Here is a 17,043-nt window from a genome sequence, read left to right on the forward strand (position 1 = left end):
CGCCGGAGCCTTTATGTTACACTGCGCGCCTGAATGTTTCCCTGTGGTGTGCCCGTGGCTCAAAACTCCGTATTTCTTCCTGAACAATTCCTGGCGCAGATGCGCGAGGCGCTTCCTTCTCATCTTTCCTTCGATGATTTTATCGCCGCGTGCCAGCGCCCGTTGCGTCGTAGCATCCGCATCAATACGCTCAAAATCAGCGTGGCCGATTTTCTGACGCTGGTGTCGCCGTATGGCTGGCAACTTACGCCGGTGCCATGGTGTGAAGAGGGTTTCTGGATCGAGCGCGACGACGAGGACGCTTTACCGCTGGGCAGCACCGCTGAACACCTGAGCGGACTGTTTTATATTCAGGAAGCGAGTTCGATGCTGCCGGTTGCCGCCCTGTTCGCTGAGGGTAACGCGCCCGAACGCGTGATGGATGTCGCCGCCGCACCCGGCTCAAAAACCACGCAGATTGCCGCACGCATGGGCAACCGCGGGGCGATTCTCGCCAACGAGTTTTCCGCCAGCCGCGTGAAGGTGCTCCACGCCAATATCAGCCGCTGCGGTATCCATAACGTGGCCCTGACGCATTTTGACGGCCGCGTATTCGGTGCCGCCTTGCCAGAGGCATTCGATGCCATTCTGTTGGATGCTCCCTGCTCCGGCGAGGGCGTGGTGCGCAAAGATCCTGATGCACTCAAAAACTGGTCGGTGGAAAGCAACCTGGATATCGCTGCCACGCAGCGCGAGCTGATTGAGAGTGCGTTTCACGCGTTGCGTCCCGGCGGCACGCTGGTCTACTCAACGTGCACCTTAAACCGCGATGAGAACGAAGAGGTCTGTCTATGGTTGAAAGCGCAATACCCGGATGCGGTCGAGTTCTTGCCCCTTAATGACTTATTCCCCACGGCACATGAGGCGGCCACGCCCGACGGTTTTCTCCACGTGTTCCCACAAATTTACGACTGTGAAGGGTTCTTTGTCGCGCGTCTGCGTAAAACGCAGGCGGTGGCTCCCCTGCCAATACCAAAATTCAAAGTCGGTAATTTCCCGTTTGCGCCGCTTAAAGGTCGCGATGCCGCGCAGCTTGAAGCCGCCGCCAACAAGGTTGGGCTGGTCTGGGACGAGAGTTTGCACCTCTGGATACGTGATAAAGAGATATGGCTGTTCCCGGCACACATTGAGCCGCTTATCGGTAAAGTCCGCTTTTCCCGTATCGGTATCCGCCTGGCGGAAGTACACAACAAGGGGTACCGCTGGCAGCACGAGGCGGTTATTGCGCTGGCGGGTAGCGACAACACCTTTGAGTTGACGCATCAGGAAGCCGAAGAGTGGTATCGCGGCCGTGATGTTTACCCTGAAAGCACCCCGTCCCAGGATGAGGTCATTGTCACCTATCAGGGGTTCCCGCTGGGGCAGGCGAAAAAGATCGGGTCACGGCTGAAAAATAATTATCCGCGCGAGCTGGTTCGCGATGGTCGCTTGTTTACGGGTAACACTCGCACCGACTAAAAAAGCGCATTTTTTTACTGGCGATTTTGCTCTCCTTGTCTAGGCTAAAAAATGGATGCCCGTACTGGTCATACCAGATTTTTGCAACGAACCCGGAGAGCATTATGACGAAAACCAGCGTGCGTATTGGCGCTTTTGAAATCGACGACGCAGAATTGCGCGGCGAAGCACAAGGCGATCGAACGTTAAGTATTCCCTGCAAATCCGACCCGGATTTGTGCATGCAGCTGGATGCCTGGGATGCCGATACCAGCGTCCCGGCGATCCTTGACGGAGAACATTCAGTCCTTTACCGCGAGCATTACGACCGTAACACCGATGCCTGGGTCTTGCGTCTTGCCTGACCTAAAGTGAACCCGCCCGAAGGCGGGTTATTTATTACTGCAGCTGAACCAGCGTAAGGAAGCCATCGAACACCGCACCGGTGTCGATATAGTGCAGATTGTTAAAGTCATAGCGTTTATCCAGTGGCGTATGACCGAACCAGAAATGATCCGCCCCCTGGATCCCCTGCCCTTTCCCTACCATAAACCCCATTAAACGGTCACGATCCCACAGCACCCGCTGCGCGCTGACCGGTTTATTCCAGACATACTCCGCTGCCGGATAATCCGCATGAGCAATAACATTCAGACCGTTTGCGCAGGTGATTTCAATAATATGCGGTAAGAACCTATCCCAGAAGGGATTGTCAGAATGTCGTAACTGATAATTTCTGAAGGTGAAAAGATGACAGGCAGCAAATGGCGGATCAGCGATGAACTTTGGGAAAAAATGGCACCGCTTATCCCTGAGCACAAAACCTGCCATCCACTCGGTACGCACCGGAAACGCGTTGATAACCGCGCTGCCATGGACGCCATATTCTTCGTCCTCAGGACCGGTTGCCAGTGGAACGCCCTGAACGCCACCGGGATATGTTCATCGAGTTCTGCACACCGGCGCTTTCAGGAATGGCGCGATGCCGGAGTCTTCGAGCGCTTCTGGCAGAACGGTTTGCTTGCCTGCGGGCATCTGGACAGCATTGACTGGTCCTGGCTGTCAATGGACGGCTGTATCACCAAATCGCCGCTGTCAGGAACAAAAAAACAGGCCGTAACCCCACTGACAGAGGGAAACAAGGCGTAAAGCGCAGCCTTTTGACGGACGCCTGCGGGCTTCCTCTGTCGCTGGTTGTCTCAGCAGCGAACACGCACGACATCAAACTGGTTGCGGATACGCTCGATGCCCTTCAGACGGGTCGTCCGGGGCAAAAACTCAGACTCTGCCTGGACAAAGGTTACGATGCAGGCTGGCTGAAAACATATCTGCAGAGCCGCCGCTACGAGCCGCATATCCAGTCCCGTAAAGAAGAGTCAGATGCCAGTAAAAACACGGACTTCAAAGCCCATCGCTGGGTTGTCGAAAGAACTCATAGCTGGATGAATCGCTTTCGCCGGGTTCTGACACGATGGGAAAAGAAGACTGAAAATTACGAGGCCATGTTGCATTTTGCCTGTGGTCTTATTGTCTGGAATAAAGTCCTATTGAGATAGGCTCTAAGTCCCGACACGCGTTGAGTAGCCTCAGAGCGTTCCGTTTGTCTTCGAGCGCTGAAAACCATATGCCGCCATTTGACATCCAAAGCGCAAAATCATTATTTTCTATTGCATCCAGCGCCATTTGTTCATGATTGCCTCGCACCGCCCGAAACCATTTTTCGTCCATAAGCTGTAAACATTTCACGCAATCGGGGCCGCGATCGATAATATCACCAACGGAAATCAAAAGATCCTCGTAAGGATTGAAATGTCGACGCTTCAGTGCGTCCATAAGCCATTGATAGCAGCCATGAATATCGCTAACAACCCAGACGTGACGCCAGTTTTTACCCTCAATTTTCTGATACATAACGCCTCCTTTAAAGAGTATAGCTGCAGCAGAAAATATCCTGTCCCGACATCGTTTTTACTAACCCAAACAAACCTTCAACCAAACGGAAATAAAGATCGTCGGGCTATTAATCCCTTATTCCCGCCCCTCTAAAATAGAGCGAAATAGAATGAGAGGTCTTATCGTGTCTAACATACACCTGCAAAACGATGTGCTGTATCCCTGTCGCACAAATATCATCTCCGAGTTGGTGAAAGGAAAACGCGTTCCGGGCCCAATCTGGCAGAAGCGCGACTATCGGCTGAAATTTCTTCTGCGCTCACTGTTATTCCGCGCTTCCACCCAGCGCATGCTGGACACGCTATCAGGACGCGATGATTTTGACAGGCTGCTGGCATCGCAAATCACGTTACCGAGTAAAACCCACCGCCAGTACCTGATGCGCGGCCTGCGTCCTGGCGATCGCGCCGACGCTGTTGTCAGTCACTATCACTGGATCGATAGCCTGAAGAACAGCGATCTTGGCCACGCCCTGACGAGCCCGCACGAGCAGTGCATTGTGCAATTTCAGGCAAAAAACGACGTGACCTATACCGTCAATGCTTCCTCCGCCGGCAAAGCCGAGCGTGAAGGCGAGAGCACGCTGTGGCTCAATGACAGCGATAACACCTTGCTCGCCAGCCTGACGTTTTGCGTCGCGCGCAGCCACGGTCGGCCAGTGCTGGTCATTGGCGGACTTCAGGGACCGCGCCGCAACGTATCGCGGGAAGCGATCAAGCAGGCCACCCGAGCCTGCCACGGCCTGTTCCCTAAGCGTGTCCTGATGGAAGTGATTTTCCAGCTGGCCGCACAGGCGAATATTCACGCCATTTTCGCCGTCAGCGATGAGGGGCACGTGTTCCGTGCGTTGCGCTATCGACTGAGCAAAGGTCGACATTTCCACGCCAGCTATGACGAATTCTGGGAAACGCTTAACGGCCGCAAGCTCTCGCCTTTCTGCTGGCAGCTCCCCCTGCAGGTGGAACGAAAATCTCTGGAAGAGATTGCCAGTAAAAAGCGGGCTGAATATCGTCGCCGCTTCGAGCTGCTGGATGATATCGCGGGATCGATGAGTTCTCGCTTCCAGACTACTGAGGGCTTTCGCCAACTACGCACAAGAATTTAACAAAACAGTCAAAAAGGGCTGGACTTTGGCCTGCCGTGTTGTGGTATGTTTGAACCAGGCGCACAGGAAATGTGCTCGCTGCAGAGGTCGATAATCGGATTTTATCGTTTACTTTCATGCGGATAAAAAGAGACCGAATACGATTCCTGTATTCGGTCCAGGGAAATGGCTCTTGGGAGAGAGCCGTGCGCTAAAAGTTGGCATTAATGCAGGCTAAGTCGCCTTGCCTTTTAAGAATAGATGACGACGCCAGGTTTTCCAGTCCACAGCTAAAGTGGCCTGAAAAAAAGCGTCGAATCATCATTAAACGTAAAAAACCGCAGTGCTTTCGCTAGCATCTGCGGTTTTTTATTGGAAACATTGGCGTTAGCAAAGTTTATCCGCGCGCTCGATAAACGGTGCCAGGCTCATCTTCTGGCCAGGTTTAGCGGGATCGTCAATCTGGATAATGCTAATCGGTTGTCCGTTACTCTTACCGCTGGCAACCTGCTGCTCTGCGGTATCGTTTAACGGGTATTGCACCAGCGTGCTTGGGTTGATCGCGTACAGGGCGTGGCCAGGACGGCAGGTCAGCATCACCTCTTCACGATTGAAGGCCCATTTTTCCTTACCCACCTCAAAACGGCTGACGGTGATCACCTGCGGCGCAGCCAGCGCACTGCCGGTGCAGGCCAACAGTAAAAGAGAAAGTAGTGTCTTTTTCATATGTCTTTAAACCTTGTCAAAAGGGTTCCCAGGTCGCAAACAGACTGACCGTGGCCAGTACCAACGCGCCCAGCACCACTTCTGCCTGTGTCATCCTGATAAAAAGGGTTTGCTCCCACCCGGCAGCCGGACGAAAGCGTGGCACCAGAAAATACCGATTCGCCAGCGCAATTACCACCATCAACGCCACCAGCGCACATTTGAACAACAACATTTTTACGTAGCCCGCCTGCCAGGGCACATTGATGCCGGTAATAAACAGCGCGTTAATGATACCCGTGAATATCACGCCAGCCACGGCATAGTGCCCCACGCGGGAAAAACGCATCATGGTATAGACCGCCGCCGTCTGCCAGCGTCCGCTCGAGAGACGCATACAAAACAGTAACGGCATCAATCCGCCAAGCCAGGTTGCCGCGCAGAGGAGATGGATCGCATGATTAAGGCGGTGCAGTGCACCAGGCGCTCCGTCATCCATTGCCGCATGCCCGACGCTCGCCAGCAGGACAAACTGCCCCATCGCAAGCAGCAACAGACGCGAACCTTTTTGGGGTGCCAGCCACGCGGCACCGGCGGTGATGATGGCCAGAATGATTTGCCACAGCCAGACACCGCCAAACTGCGTCCCTAGCACGCTCCGCCAGATATCCGTACTCAGCACATCGGGCCAGCCGTTGCCCATCATTCCGCCCTGCACCGCAAGCATCAGGAGTGCGGTCACCAGGCTGATTAACGCGGCCATTTTCTGCTGCGCCTGAAAGCGTCGCAGCATCAGGCGTTGCAGTGACGACGGCGCAAACCAGACGCTGTAGAGCGCATTGCCAAAAATCAGCATCAACGCGCCGAAATGGATGAAGCGTAACGCCACATAGACCAGCGCCAGCATATTACTTCACGCTAAAGTGATAGCTGCCTTTGGTTTTGTGGCCATCAACCGAGACCACATGCCAGTCCACCTGATAGGTGCCCGCCGCCAGCGGCTGTTCCAGTGGCACAACCAGCCGGGCGTTGTCTTTTTCATCCCGCTTAGCGGTACCGGTTTTCATCACCTGCTGTTGCGCGTCGGTCACCACAACGCCGCTAAATGCCGGTTCAATACCTTCGGAGAAGTTCAGCGTAAGGGTCTGCGGGGCCGCTACCTGAGTATTGGCCGCCGGGGATTGCTGTTTGAGATGCGCGTGTGCCAGAACGGCGGGCGTCACTGCCGACACGATCAATAAAGTGAGCGCGCGCACCGCGCGGGAAGAGGAGAAATCCATCACAATCATTCCTTTTTGTTATGCCTGTAAGGTAAAGAATAACGCTGTATAATAAACGAGTCGAGGATCATCCTCCCTTCGCTTGTCATCGTCATCCAATCGCGGTAACGTTGCCGCCGCATAAAAAGGAGAAGGTAATGAACATTAATCTGGCTGCCCTTCCTCAGGACGAGATGGACAAAGTCAATGTCGATCTCGCTGCCGCTGGCGTGGCATTTAAAGAACGCTACAACATGCCCATCGTGGCTGAAGTTGTCGAGCGTGAACAACCCGCGCACCTGCGCGACTGGTTTCGAGAACGCCTGATTGCACATCGCCTGGCCTCGGTTAATCTCTCGCGACTGCCGTACGAACCTAAAGTTAAATAAGCTTAACGACGCATTACACTTCCTTACGCGGATTATGGCAGGATAAGAAAACCCTTATAAAATTAGGTGTATTCTTAAATCCCGGCGACTCAGTGTATAAGGAAGTCACGATGTCTCGATGGAATATTGCAGCAGCTCAATATGCCGCACAGCACCCCAGTGTGGATAGCCATGTAAAACACCACCTCCGTTTCATTGACGAAGCGGCGCGACAGCAGTGTCAGTTACTGGTGTTTCCTGAACTCTCATTAACAGGCCCCGGCGAGGCTGACCTGCCCGCGCCGCCCGACGATCTGCAGCTTGCCCCACTCCTTCACGCCGCGCAGTCACACAATATAACGGTTATTGCAGGGCTGACGCTCGTTCATCAGGGCCAGCGTCAGAAAGGGCTCGCCCTCTTTACGCCCCATCTCGATACTGTCCTCCGTTATCCTCAGGGAAGCGGGGCAAGTCTGATCCCGGGGGATAAACAGCTCACCATTATCGATACCCAGTCAGACACCCCTAACCTCGATCCGCAAGCCACGTTATTTACCAGCTGCCAGGCGGTGGGCGATAACCGCTGGCGGCAGTCCATCAGCACATTGCAGCGCTTCGCGCATAAGTATGCTATTGCGGTATTGATGGCCAACGCCCGCAGCGGCAGTGCATTATGGGATGAAAAAGGTCAGTTGATCGTTCGCGCCGACAAAGGCGAACTGCTCTTAACCGGATCTCTTGGCAGACAGGGTTGGCAAGGCGATATCATTCCTTTAGGCTAAGCGTTTTAGGGTCAGGAGCGATCAATGCTGCGCGTCATCGATACCGAAACCTGCGATCTGCAGGGCGGAATAGTAGAAGTGGCTTCAGTCGATGTGGTTGACGGAAAGATAGTCAACCCGATGAGCCATCTGGTGCGTCCCGACCGTCCGATAAGTCCGCAGGCGATGGCAATCCATCGCATTACGGAGTCGATGGTGGCGGACAAGCCATGGATTGAAGAGATCATACCGCATTATTACGGCAGCCCGTGGTATGTCGCACATAACGCCAGCTTTGATCGTCGCGTTCTTCCGGAAATGCCGGGCGAATGGATTTGCACCATGAAGTTGGCTCGTCGACTGTGGCCGGGGATTAAATACAGCAATATGGCGCTGTATAAATCCCGCAAGCTCAGCGTCAGGACGCCCGAGGGGCTGCACCATCACCGCGCCCTCTATGACTGCTATATCACCGCCGCGTTGCTGATTGATATTATGAATATCTCTGGCTGGACGCCGGATGATATGGCAACCATCACCGGACGCCCTGCGTTACTGACCACCTTTACCTTTGGGAAATATCGCGGCAAACCGGTGTCGGAAGTGGCGGATAAAGATCCGGGTTATCTGCGCTGGCTGTATAACAACCTCGACAGAATGAGTCCGGAGCTTCGCCTGACGCTGAAGCACTATCTGGGCGACGCCTAACGTTCTGCGCGGCCTGGCAGCGTATCCTGCGCCAGGCCAATCAGGAACGCGTACTCCAGCGCGACGCCTTCATAGGATTTAAATCGCCCTGATTTACCCCCGTGCCCGGAGTCCATGTCGGTACAGAGCAGCAGCAGATTATCGTCGGTTTTCAGTTCCCGCAGTTTCGCCACCCATTTTGCAGGTTCCCAGTATTGCACCTGTGAATCATGCAGGCCGGTGGTGACCAGCAGATGCGGATACGCTTTCGCCTCCACGTTATCGTAGGGGCTGTACTCTTTCATGTAGCGATAATAGATTTCGTCCTGAGGATTCCCCCACTCTTCAAATTCACCCGTGGTTAACGGAATAGACTCATCCAGCATGGTGGTCACCACATCGACAAACGGAACCTGCGCGATGATGCCCTTAAAGCGCTCAGGGCGCTGATTAATCACGGCCCCCATCAGCATGCCGCCCGCGCTTCCCCCCATCCCGAAGCAGAGCGTCGGGTCGCCATAGCCTTGTTCGATGAGGGCATCGCAGACGTCGAGATAGTCGTTGAAGGTATTTTTCTTCTTCAGGAATTTCCCCTCTTCATACCAGTGCTGGCCCAGCTCTCCGCCACCGCGCACGTGAGCAATAGCATAGACAAAGCCGCGGTCGAGAAGGCTCAAACGGCTACCGCTGAAATCCGCATCCATACTGGAGCCGTAGGAGCCGTAGCCGTAAACCAGCAGAGGGTTTTTGCCCTTGTTAAAATCCGCCTTGTGATAGACCAGGGAGACCGGCACCTCAATGCCATCCCGGGCGGTCACCCACAGGTGCTCGCTGCGGTAGTTATCAGACTCAAATCCTTTCACCTCAGCCTGTTTAATCACCTGGCGCTGCCCGGTGTCCATATCCAGTTCAAACAGGGTGTCCGGCGTCGTCATAGAAGAGTAGCCATAACGCAGGCGCGACGATTCCGGTTCAGGGTTGAAGCCAATCCACGTGACATAGGCCGGATCGTCAAAGGCAATTCCCACGACTTCCCGCGTTTTCCTGTTGATTTGGCGGATACTGGTCAACCCCCGCTGACGCTCTTCCACCACCAGCCAGTCGGTAAACAGCGTAAAGCCTTCCAGCATCACCTGCTCCCGCGCGGGGATCAGCACCTCCCACTTGCGCTCATCGCGCACTTTGGTTTTGTAGAGGCCGAAGTTTTTACCCTCGCGATTCGATCGCAGGTAAAAACTGTGCTGGAAATGGTCAAGACTGTACTCATGATCTTTGCGGCGCGGCAGGAAGCAGAGCGGCTGCGCATCAGGCAGTTCGGCATCCAGCAGCAGGACTTCCGAGGTGGTGGCGCTGGCCAGGTAAATGATCACATAGTGACGCGATGAGGTTTTGTGCAGGCTAACGTAAAACGTCTCGTCTTTCTCTTCGTACACCAGTTCATCATCGGCAGAATCCGTCCCTACGGTGTGCCGCCAGACCTGATAAGGCAGCAGCGTGGACGCATGCTTTTTGACGTAGTAGACCGTTTCAGAATCATTCGCCCAGACAAAATCCGGGGAGATATTCTCCAGCATTTCCGGATACCAGTTCCCCGACTCGAGATTGCGGAAGCGCAGTCCGTACTGTCGGCGAGAAAGATAGTCTTCTGCGAGCGCCATAATGGCGTTATCTGGCGACACCGACATACCGCCCAGCGTATAGAATTCACTGTGAGCGGCACGCTGGTTGGCATCCAGCAGGATTTCCCATTCGTCCCATTCGGCACATAGCACCGACTGGCGCTGATAGATGGGGTATTCATTGCCGGGCTCATAGATATGACGGTAGCGATAACCGTTTTTGGTCCAGGGGGCAGACACATCGCGCTGGGGGATACGCTGCACCATTTCATTCAGCAGCTGATCCTGCAGCGCCTGCTGGCTGGACATGACCTTGCGGCCATAGTCGTTTTCCTGGTGCAGATAGTCGAGCACGTCTGGCTGGGAACGCGAGTCATCCCGCAGCCAGTAATAGTGGTCTATGCGCGTATCACCATGCGTGGTGATCGCATAAGGAGTACGTCGGGCTTTCGGTGGCATGTCATGATTCTTTTGAGTTTTACACCCTATAAGGTTGGCAAAACACGCGCATGATGCAAGCGAAACATGACCACATCAGATGATTACCCGGCCTGTAACGTCTGTTTTTGCTGCTGAATATCCTGCTCAATGCCCTCACGAACATCCTGAGGGATCTTCAGCGCATCGCCGAGCGCATTCAGGTAGCTGCGCTCCATAAAGTGATCGACATCGATAGCCGCGCAGCTCAGAAAATAGAGTTCCAGCGCCTCTTCTTCGTTCTTCACGCTTTGCGCCAGACGCTGGGGATCGAGAGGCTGTTCGATGGCCTGTGCAACCAGCGCTCTCCCCTGCTCTTCCACACCGGCCTCACGCATCTGCTGCTCTATCGCCGCACGCTCTTTGCTATCAATATGCCCGTCGCTTTTGGCCGCAAATACCAGCGCCAGGATAAGCCGCTCCGTTCGGATATCCAGCGGGGAGACGTGCTCGCCGTAGTGCGGTTCACCCTGATGCGCGGTGCGCACTTTGTCCTTGTATTTGTTCCACAGGACGGTACCCGCGATGGCTCCTCCCCCCGCCAGGAGCGCGCCAGTGCCATATTTTGCCAGCAGCTTACGCGATGACTTATTGGCGACCAACAGCCCCGCCAGCCCTCCCAGCGCGCCCGGTACCAGGAGCTTGCTGAGCCCTTGCTCACCCGACGACACGCCTTTCTGACCCAACATGGATTGCAATTGATTTAACCAGCCTGACATGATTTCCCTCACTTAACCGTGCATATTGCTCTCAGCCTAAGCGAGTGGGTGTCAGGAAATGTCTGCCTGCGCTAAAGAAGCGCAAATTGTTGTGCGATGAAAGACCCCGCGCGCAAGACAGACGCAAACGTTTTCGTTTATACTGCCCGCAACTTTTTCAGGGGGATTTTTATGACTCGTTTAGGAACCGCGCTGCGACCTGCGGCGACGCGTGTGATGCTGTTGGGCTCGGGTGAACTGGGTAAAGAGGTCGCTATTGAATGCCAGCGTTTGGGCATTGAAGTCATTGCCGTAGACCGTTATGCCGACGCCCCCGCGATGCACGTTGCCCATCGTTCTTATGTCATTAACATGCTGGATGGCGATGCCCTTCGCGAGCTGATTACGCGCGAGAAACCCGATTTTGTCGTGCCGGAAATTGAAGCCATTGCCACCGACACGCTCATTGCTCTTGAGCAGGAAGGCCAGCGCGTGGTGCCCTGCGCCAACGCCGCGAAGCTCACCATGAACCGCGAGGGCATTCGCCGCCTGGCCGCAGAAGAGCTGGAGTTGCCCACGTCAAGCTACCGTTTTGCTGGCGATAAAGCCGCATTCCTGCAGGCCGTAGAGGAGATTGGCTACCCGTGCATCATTAAGCCGGTGATGAGCTCCTCCGGTAAAGGACAGAGCTTTATTCGGGACAGCAGCACGCTGGATAACGCGTGGAATTACGCCCAGCAGGGCGGTCGTGCCGGAGCCGGTCGCGTGATCGTTGAGGGCGTCGTGAAGTTTGATTTCGAAATCACTCTGCTCACCGTTAGCGCCGTTGATGGCGTCCATTTCTGCGACCCGATTGGCCACCGTCAGGAAGACGGCGATTACCGTGAATCCTGGCAGCCGCAGCAGATGAGCGCTCTGGCGCTGGATCGCGCGCAGGAGATCGCCCGCAGGGCCGTCCTGGCGCTCGGCGGCTATGGTCTCTTCGGCGTAGAGCTGTTTGTGTGCGGCGACGAGGTGATTTTCAGCGAAGTCTCCCCTCGCCCGCATGATACCGGCATGGTGACGCTTATTTCGCAGGATCTCTCCGAGTTCGCCCTGCACGTGCGCGCTTTCCTCGGCCTGCCTGTTGGCGGCATTCGCCAGTACGGTCCTGCGGCATCGGCAGTGATCCTGCCCGAGTTGACCAGCCGGAACGTGACGTTTGATAACGTCGACGGAGCGGTAGGTGCAGGATTGCAGATCCGTTTGTTCGGTAAGCCTGAAATCGACGGAACCCGTCGTTTGGGCGTAGCGTTAGCCACCGGGGATAACGTTGACGACGCCGTGGCGAGAGCGAAAGCGGCCGCTGCGAACGTCAAGGTAGAGGGATAAAAAAACGGGCCGAAAGGCCCGTTTTTCATGCTGCGATTAACTTACTGTTTCGCACCTTCAACCGCTTCGCGAGCCAGTTTGGTGATGCGATCCCAGTCACCGGCTTCCAGCGCATCCGCCGGCACCAGCCATGAACCGCCGATACATAGAACGCTTTTCAGCGCCAGGTAGTCACGGTAGTTGGCAGGAGAGATACCGCCGGTCGGGCAGAAACGCACCTGAGAGAATGGACCCGCAATCGCCTGCAGCGCTTTGGTGCCGCCGTTGGCTTCTGCCGGGAAGAATTTAAACTCTTTCAGACCGTAATCCATGCCCAGCATCAGTTCAGACACGGTGCTGATACCAGGGATCAGAGGAATAGAACCTTCGGTTGCCGCTTTCAACAGAGGCTCAGTCAGTCCCGGGCTGATAGCGAACTGAGCACCGGCTTCGGTCACTTCAGCCAGCTGCTGCGCATTCAGAACGGTACCCGCACCGATGATGGCATCCGGCACTTCTTTGGCGATAGCGCGGATAGCGTCCATCGCACACGCGGTGCGCAGGGTCACTTCCAGGACGCGAACGCCGCCCGCAACCAGCGCTTTCGCCATTGGGACAGCGTGCTCCAGTTTGTTCACCACGATGACCGGCACGACAGGGCCAGTGGTCAGGATTGCTTCTGCACTTGTTTTCCAGTTTTTCATCAGAGTTTTCTCTCGCCAGATCGTTAAAAACACGTCGTCTTAAAACGTAATACAGGTTGCGCCCTGCTCTGCGCCGGACAGCTTCTCGCGCAGCGCGCCAAACATTTCGCGTCCGGTACCCACGCGCGATGCGCTCAGGTCAGGAATATGAGGCTGACGTGCTGCCAGCTCTGCATCATCGACCAGCAGGGTTAACTCACCTGTCTGGCCGTTCACGCGGATCATGTCACCGTCACGCACTTTCGCCAGCAAACCACCGTCGTAGGCTTCCGGGGTTACATGGATGGCAGAAGGCACTTTACCCGATGCGCCAGAGAGGCGTCCATCGGTCACCAGCGCGATTTTGAAACGGCGGTCCAATAATACACCAAGTGGTGGCATAAGTTTATGTAATTCTGGCATCCCGTTGGCTTTTGGCCCCTGATGACGCACCACCACCACGCAGTCTTTATCAAGCAGGCCCGCATCAAAGGCAGGCAGCACGTCGTGCTGGCTTTCGAACACCACCGCAGGCGCTTCGATAATCTGGTTCTCTTCCGGGACGGCGGAGGTCTTCATTACTGCACGACCGAGGTTACCGCTCAGCACTTTGGTGCCACCGTGACGCGAGAACGGCTGTTCGAAGGTCGCGATTACCTGAGGATCGAGAGAGTCGCTCGCTCCTTCGCGCCAGTCCAGCTCGCCGTTGTTCAGCCACGGCTCGAGGGTATAACGCTGCAGGCCAAAGCCCGCCACCGTGTTCACGTCTTCATGTAGCAGACCGCCTTTCAGCAGCTCGCGCATCAGGACAGGAACGCCGCCTGCCGCCTGGAAGTGGTTGATGTCTGCCGGACCATTCGGGTACAGGCGCGCCATCAGCGGCACCACGGAGGAGATATCGGAGAAGTCATCCCAGTTGATCAGGATGCCCGCCGCGCGCGCCATCGCGACCAGGTGCATGGTGTGGTTGGTTGAACCACCGGTTGCCAGCAGCGCAACAATCCCGTTGACGATGACTTTCTCATCAACCATTTTGCCCATCGGCATCCAGTCGTTGCCGTTCCCGGTCAGACGCGTCACCTGACGCGCCGCGGCTTCAGTCAGCGCCTTGCGCAGCGGCGCATCCGGCTGGATAAAGGACGAGCCAGGAAGCTGCATCCCCATGAACTCCACCACCATCTGGTTGGTGTTGGCCGTACCGTAGAAGGTACAGGTGCCCGGCGCATGGTAGGAGGCGGCTTCCGCTTCCAGCAGCGCCTGACGATCGGCTTTGCCTTCCGCGTAGAGCTGGCGGATACGCACTTTTTCTTTATTTGGCAGACCGCTCGCCATCGGGCCGGACGGCACGAAAATCGCGGGCAGATGACCAAACGACAGCGCCGCCATTACCAGACCCGGGACAATCTTGTCGCACACGCCGAGATACAGCGCGCCATCGAACATATTGTGAGACAGGCCCACCGCCGCAGACATCGCAATCACTTCGCGGCTCAGCAGCGACAGCTCCATCCCGTCCTGTCCCTGCGTCACGCCGTCGCACATAGCGGGCACACCGCCTGCCACCTGACCCACGGCATTTACGCTGTGCAGCGCGTTACGAATGATAGTGGGATAGACCTCATACGGCTGGTGTGCGGAGAGCATATCGTTGTAGGAGGTGATGATGGCGATATTGTTACGCAGCATGCTTTTCAGCGAATCTTTATCACCCGGCTGGCAGGCGGCGAAACCGTGCGCGAGGTTACCGCAGGCCAACTGCGAACGGTGGACGGTCTCACTCTTTGCTTGTTCAATACGGGCGAGGTAGGCGGAACGGGTCTCTTTCGAGCGTTCAATGATGCGTTGTGTTACGCGTAACAATATCGGATTCATAAAAGCTCCTCTAATTTATTTGTCTGGGCTCGGGAGTTTACAAAGTCGCTGGCAGTTGTTAACAACGCTGAAACGCTTGCTGTCCGGAGCTCAAGGGCAAAATCGCTTCCGGCAGTGTAATAAAAAAAGCTCCGCGGGTGAATCCACGCGGAGCTTAAAAGTTTAAAAAATGTGCCACTAGCTGTGTTAGATCATGTTACCGGTAAAATAACACCTTTGGGCTAGAGGTGACTGTTACTCAAACTCGTTCCAGGAGCGACCGTCACGGGTGATCATCGCAACCGAGGCGACCGGTCCCCATGTTCCTGCCTGATACGGTTTTGGCGCATCCTGATCGGCTGCCCAGGCTTCGGTGATGGAGTCGACCCATTTCCAGGCCTCTTCCACTTCGTCGCGACGCACGAACAGCGCCTGGATACCGCGCATGGTTTCCAGCAGCAGACGCTCGTAAGCATCAGCCAGGTGCGTCTGGTTGAAGGTTTCGGAGTAGCTCAGATCCAGCTTGGTGGTCTGCAGGTTATGTTTGTGATCCAGACCCGGTACTTTGTTCAGGATCTGGATATCCACACCCTCGTCCGGCTGCAGACGGATGGTCAGTTTGTTCTGCGGCAGCTCCTGCCAGGACTCTTTGAACAGGTTCAGCTCTGGGTTTTTGAAGTAAACCACCACTTCGGAACATTTAGCAGGCAGACGTTTCCCGGTACGCAGGTAGAACGGAACCCCCGCCCAGCGCCAGTCGTCGATATCCACGCGGATCGCCACGAAGGTCTCGGTGTTGCTGGACTTGTTCGCGCCCTCTTCTTCCAGATAGCCAGGCACTTTTTTACCCTGAGCAAACCCGGCGGTGTACTGGCCGCGGACGGTCTTCTCACGCACGTTGGAGCGGTCGATGCGGCGCAGTGATTTCAGCACTTTCACTTTGGCGTCACGAATGCTGTCGGCCGTCAGGTCAGACGGTGGAGACATGGCAATCATGCACAGAATTTGCAGCAGGTGGTTCTGGATCATGTCGCGCATCTGACCAGCCTGGTCAAAGTAACCCCAGCGACCTTCAATCCCCACCTCTTCCGCCACGGTGATTTCCACGTGGTCGATGGTGCGGTTGTCCCAGTTATTCACAAACAGGGAGTTCGCAAAACGCAGCGCCAGCAGGTTCAGTACCGTCTCTTTTCCGAGATAGTGGTCGATACGGTAGACCTGGCACTCTTCAAAGAACTCGCCCACCTGGTCGTTGATTTCCCGCGACGTTGCCAGCGAGGTACCCAGCGGTTTTTCCATCACGACACGTGCCGGTTTAGCGTTCAGCTTCGCTTCGCCCAGACCTTTGCAGATCGCGCCGAAGGTGCTTGGCGGCATCGCAAAATAGTTAATGGTGACGCGATTTTTTTGATCCAGCATCTCGCCCAGACGGGTAAAGGCGCTTACGTCGTTGACGTCCAGATTGCAGAAATCAAGGCGTCCGCTCAGCGTGTCCCACAAACTTTCATCAATTTTCTCTTTCATGAAAGTTTCGAGCGCTTCGCGCACCACTTTTGTATAAGCGTCCTTGTCCCAGTCGGCGCGCCCAACACCCAGGATACGGGTATCCGGATGAATTTGACCCGCTTTCTCCAGTTGATACAGGGAAGGCAGCAATTTTCGGCGTGCTAAATCGCCTTTCGCGCCGAAAATGACCAGGTCACATGCCTGGGCTGTTTGCGTTACCGCCATGTCATTCTCCTCAGTTAGATCACCTGGTGCTTCTGCCAGGTATCGTTGTAATTTTATTACAATGCACTGTACTGCTTTTACGTCATTCCTGAAACCATTAGCGCTTAACGTCGCGTGCGATACCGCGATTTTCCGCCCTTCAGACGTTAGCGATGGCGCAATGACGCAACAAACGTCGATTCTTTGCGCAACAGGGTCCCAGCAAAATCCGACATCGATCAAGTAATGAAAAAAACAACAACATTTCTTGTCGACTGTTACCCTTTAGTAAAACACAGGGGTAATATCGGCTAAATCGAATTTCGATTTCATCTATTAATGAAATCGTTTCCACCCCCACG

The 17,043-nt window shown here is 55.3% G+C and carries 16 protein-coding genes and 2 pseudogenes; 8 read left to right on the forward strand and 10 right to left on the reverse strand.

Translation table 11 applies throughout. The features are described 5' to 3' along the window. The first annotated feature begins 33 nt into the window (after positions 1-33). The gene (rsmF, locus tag EXW94_RS06235) at positions 34-1,497 is read left to right on the forward strand and encodes a 16S rRNA (cytosine(1407)-C(5))-methyltransferase RsmF (RefSeq protein ID WP_174339737.1); all 1,464 of its coding nucleotides are present in this window, start codon (positions 34-36) and stop codon (positions 1,495-1,497) included. A gap of 104 nt (positions 1,498-1,601) precedes the next feature. Beyond that, the gene (locus tag EXW94_RS06240) at positions 1,602-1,841 is read left to right on the forward strand and encodes a YebV family protein (protein WP_042717979.1); all 240 of its coding nucleotides are present in this window, start codon (positions 1,602-1,604) and stop codon (positions 1,839-1,841) included. Positions 1,842-1,875: 34 nt separating this feature from the next. On the opposite strand, the pseudogene EXW94_RS06245 reads toward EXW94_RS06240, so the two are convergent. Then, positions 1,876-2,172 (reverse strand): annotated as a pseudogene (locus tag EXW94_RS06245) (serine/threonine-protein phosphatase); the annotation flags it as partial. 54 nt (positions 2,173-2,226) lie between these two features. Here EXW94_RS06245 and EXW94_RS06250 point away from each other — a divergent pair. Further along, a protein-coding gene (locus EXW94_RS06250) for an IS5 family transposase (RefSeq protein ID WP_174339605.1) occupies positions 2,227-3,032 on the forward strand; the annotation gives its coding sequence in 2 pieces (ribosomal slippage) (positions 2,227-2,577 and positions 2,580-3,032; 804 coding nt in all). Here EXW94_RS06250 and EXW94_RS06255 read toward each other — a convergent pair. Beyond that, positions 3,028-3,387: pseudogene (locus tag EXW94_RS06255) on the reverse strand (metallophosphoesterase); the annotation flags it as partial. The gene EXW94_RS06250 and the pseudogene EXW94_RS06255 overlap by 5 nt on opposite strands. Positions 3,388-3,553: 166 nt before the next feature. On the opposite strand from EXW94_RS06255, the gene EXW94_RS06260 reads away from it, so the two are divergent. Beyond that, positions 3,554-4,534 (forward strand): VirK/YbjX family protein, encoded by a 981-nt coding sequence (locus EXW94_RS06260; protein ID WP_174339738.1) that lies wholly within the window; start codon positions 3,554-3,556, stop codon positions 4,532-4,534. A gap of 366 nt (positions 4,535-4,900) precedes the next feature. On the opposite strand, the gene EXW94_RS06265 is transcribed toward EXW94_RS06260, so the two are convergent. From EXW94_RS06265 to yobA, 3 genes are read right to left on the reverse strand one after another with little or no spacing between them, the layout of a single operon-like run. Further along, positions 4,901-5,239, reverse strand: a complete 339-nt coding sequence (locus EXW94_RS06265; RefSeq protein ID WP_010432621.1) for a YebY family protein — start codon at positions 5,237-5,239, stop codon at positions 4,901-4,903. 16 nt (positions 5,240-5,255) lie between these two features. Further along, positions 5,256-6,125, reverse strand: coding sequence for a copper homeostasis membrane protein CopD (gene copD / locus EXW94_RS06270; protein WP_174339739.1), 870 nt, complete (start codon positions 6,123-6,125; stop codon positions 5,256-5,258). A gap of 1 nt (position 6,126) precedes the next feature. Further along, a complete protein-coding gene (yobA, locus tag EXW94_RS06275; protein WP_174339940.1) occupies positions 6,127-6,498 on the reverse strand; it encodes a CopC domain-containing protein YobA in 372 nt (123 codons plus the stop codon). Positions 6,499-6,635: 137 nt separating this feature from the next. On the opposite strand from yobA, the gene EXW94_RS06280 reads away from it, so the two are divergent. From EXW94_RS06280 to exoX, 3 genes are all read left to right on the forward strand, one after another. Continuing rightward, positions 6,636-6,866: a DNA polymerase III subunit theta gene (locus EXW94_RS06280; RefSeq protein WP_010432616.1), complete on the forward strand. Its 231-nt coding sequence runs from the start codon at positions 6,636-6,638 to the stop codon at positions 6,864-6,866. A gap of 110 nt (positions 6,867-6,976) precedes the next feature. Further along, positions 6,977-7,627: a carbon-nitrogen hydrolase family protein gene (locus EXW94_RS06285; protein ID WP_010432614.1), complete on the forward strand. Its 651-nt coding sequence runs from the start codon at positions 6,977-6,979 to the stop codon at positions 7,625-7,627. A gap of 24 nt (positions 7,628-7,651) precedes the next feature. Beyond that, positions 7,652-8,314 carry an exodeoxyribonuclease X gene (exoX, locus tag EXW94_RS06290; RefSeq protein WP_010432611.1) on the forward strand — a complete coding sequence of 221 codons (663 nt, stop codon included), beginning with the start codon at positions 7,652-7,654 and terminating at the stop codon, positions 8,312-8,314. Here the strand turns inward: exoX and ptrB are convergent. Next, on the reverse strand, positions 8,311-10,371 hold the full coding sequence (ptrB, locus tag EXW94_RS06295) for an oligopeptidase B (protein WP_174339740.1): 2,061 nt from the start codon (positions 10,369-10,371) through the stop codon (positions 8,311-8,313). The genes exoX and ptrB overlap by 4 nt on opposite strands. An 83-nt stretch (positions 10,372-10,454) precedes the next feature. Next, positions 10,455-11,108 carry a tellurite resistance TerB family protein gene (locus EXW94_RS06300; protein ID WP_108417588.1) on the reverse strand — a complete coding sequence of 218 codons (654 nt, stop codon included), beginning with the start codon at positions 11,106-11,108 and terminating at the stop codon, positions 10,455-10,457. A gap of 171 nt (positions 11,109-11,279) precedes the next feature. Between EXW94_RS06300 and purT the strand changes: the two genes are divergently transcribed. Continuing rightward, positions 11,280-12,458, forward strand: coding sequence for a formate-dependent phosphoribosylglycinamide formyltransferase (purT, locus tag EXW94_RS06305; protein WP_174339741.1), 1,179 nt, complete (start codon positions 11,280-11,282; stop codon positions 12,456-12,458). Positions 12,459-12,499: 41 nt separating this feature from the next. Here purT and kdgA read toward each other — a convergent pair whose 3' ends face one another. The 3 genes from kdgA to zwf all read right to left on the reverse strand — a co-directional run bounded on the left by kdgA (position 12,500) and on the right by zwf (position 16,702). Then, the gene (kdgA, locus tag EXW94_RS06310; protein WP_006811025.1) at positions 12,500-13,141 is read right to left on the reverse strand and encodes a bifunctional 4-hydroxy-2-oxoglutarate aldolase/2-dehydro-3-deoxy-phosphogluconate aldolase; all 642 of its coding nucleotides are present in this window, start codon (positions 13,139-13,141) and stop codon (positions 12,500-12,502) included. A gap of 39 nt (positions 13,142-13,180) precedes the next feature. Beyond that, entirely contained in the window at positions 13,181-14,992 is a 1,812-nt protein-coding gene (gene edd, locus EXW94_RS06315) for a phosphogluconate dehydratase (protein ID WP_174339742.1), read from the reverse strand. Between the two features lie 234 nt (positions 14,993-15,226). Next, a complete protein-coding gene (zwf, locus tag EXW94_RS06320) occupies positions 15,227-16,702 on the reverse strand; it encodes a glucose-6-phosphate dehydrogenase (RefSeq protein ID WP_089598193.1) in 1,476 nt (491 codons plus the stop codon). Positions 16,703-17,043 lie beyond the last annotated feature (341 nt).

It is taken from the genome of Enterobacter sp. JMULE2, assembly GCF_013337145.1.
GTDB classification, from domain to species: Bacteria; Pseudomonadota; Gammaproteobacteria; order Enterobacterales; family Enterobacteriaceae; genus Enterobacter; species Enterobacter mori.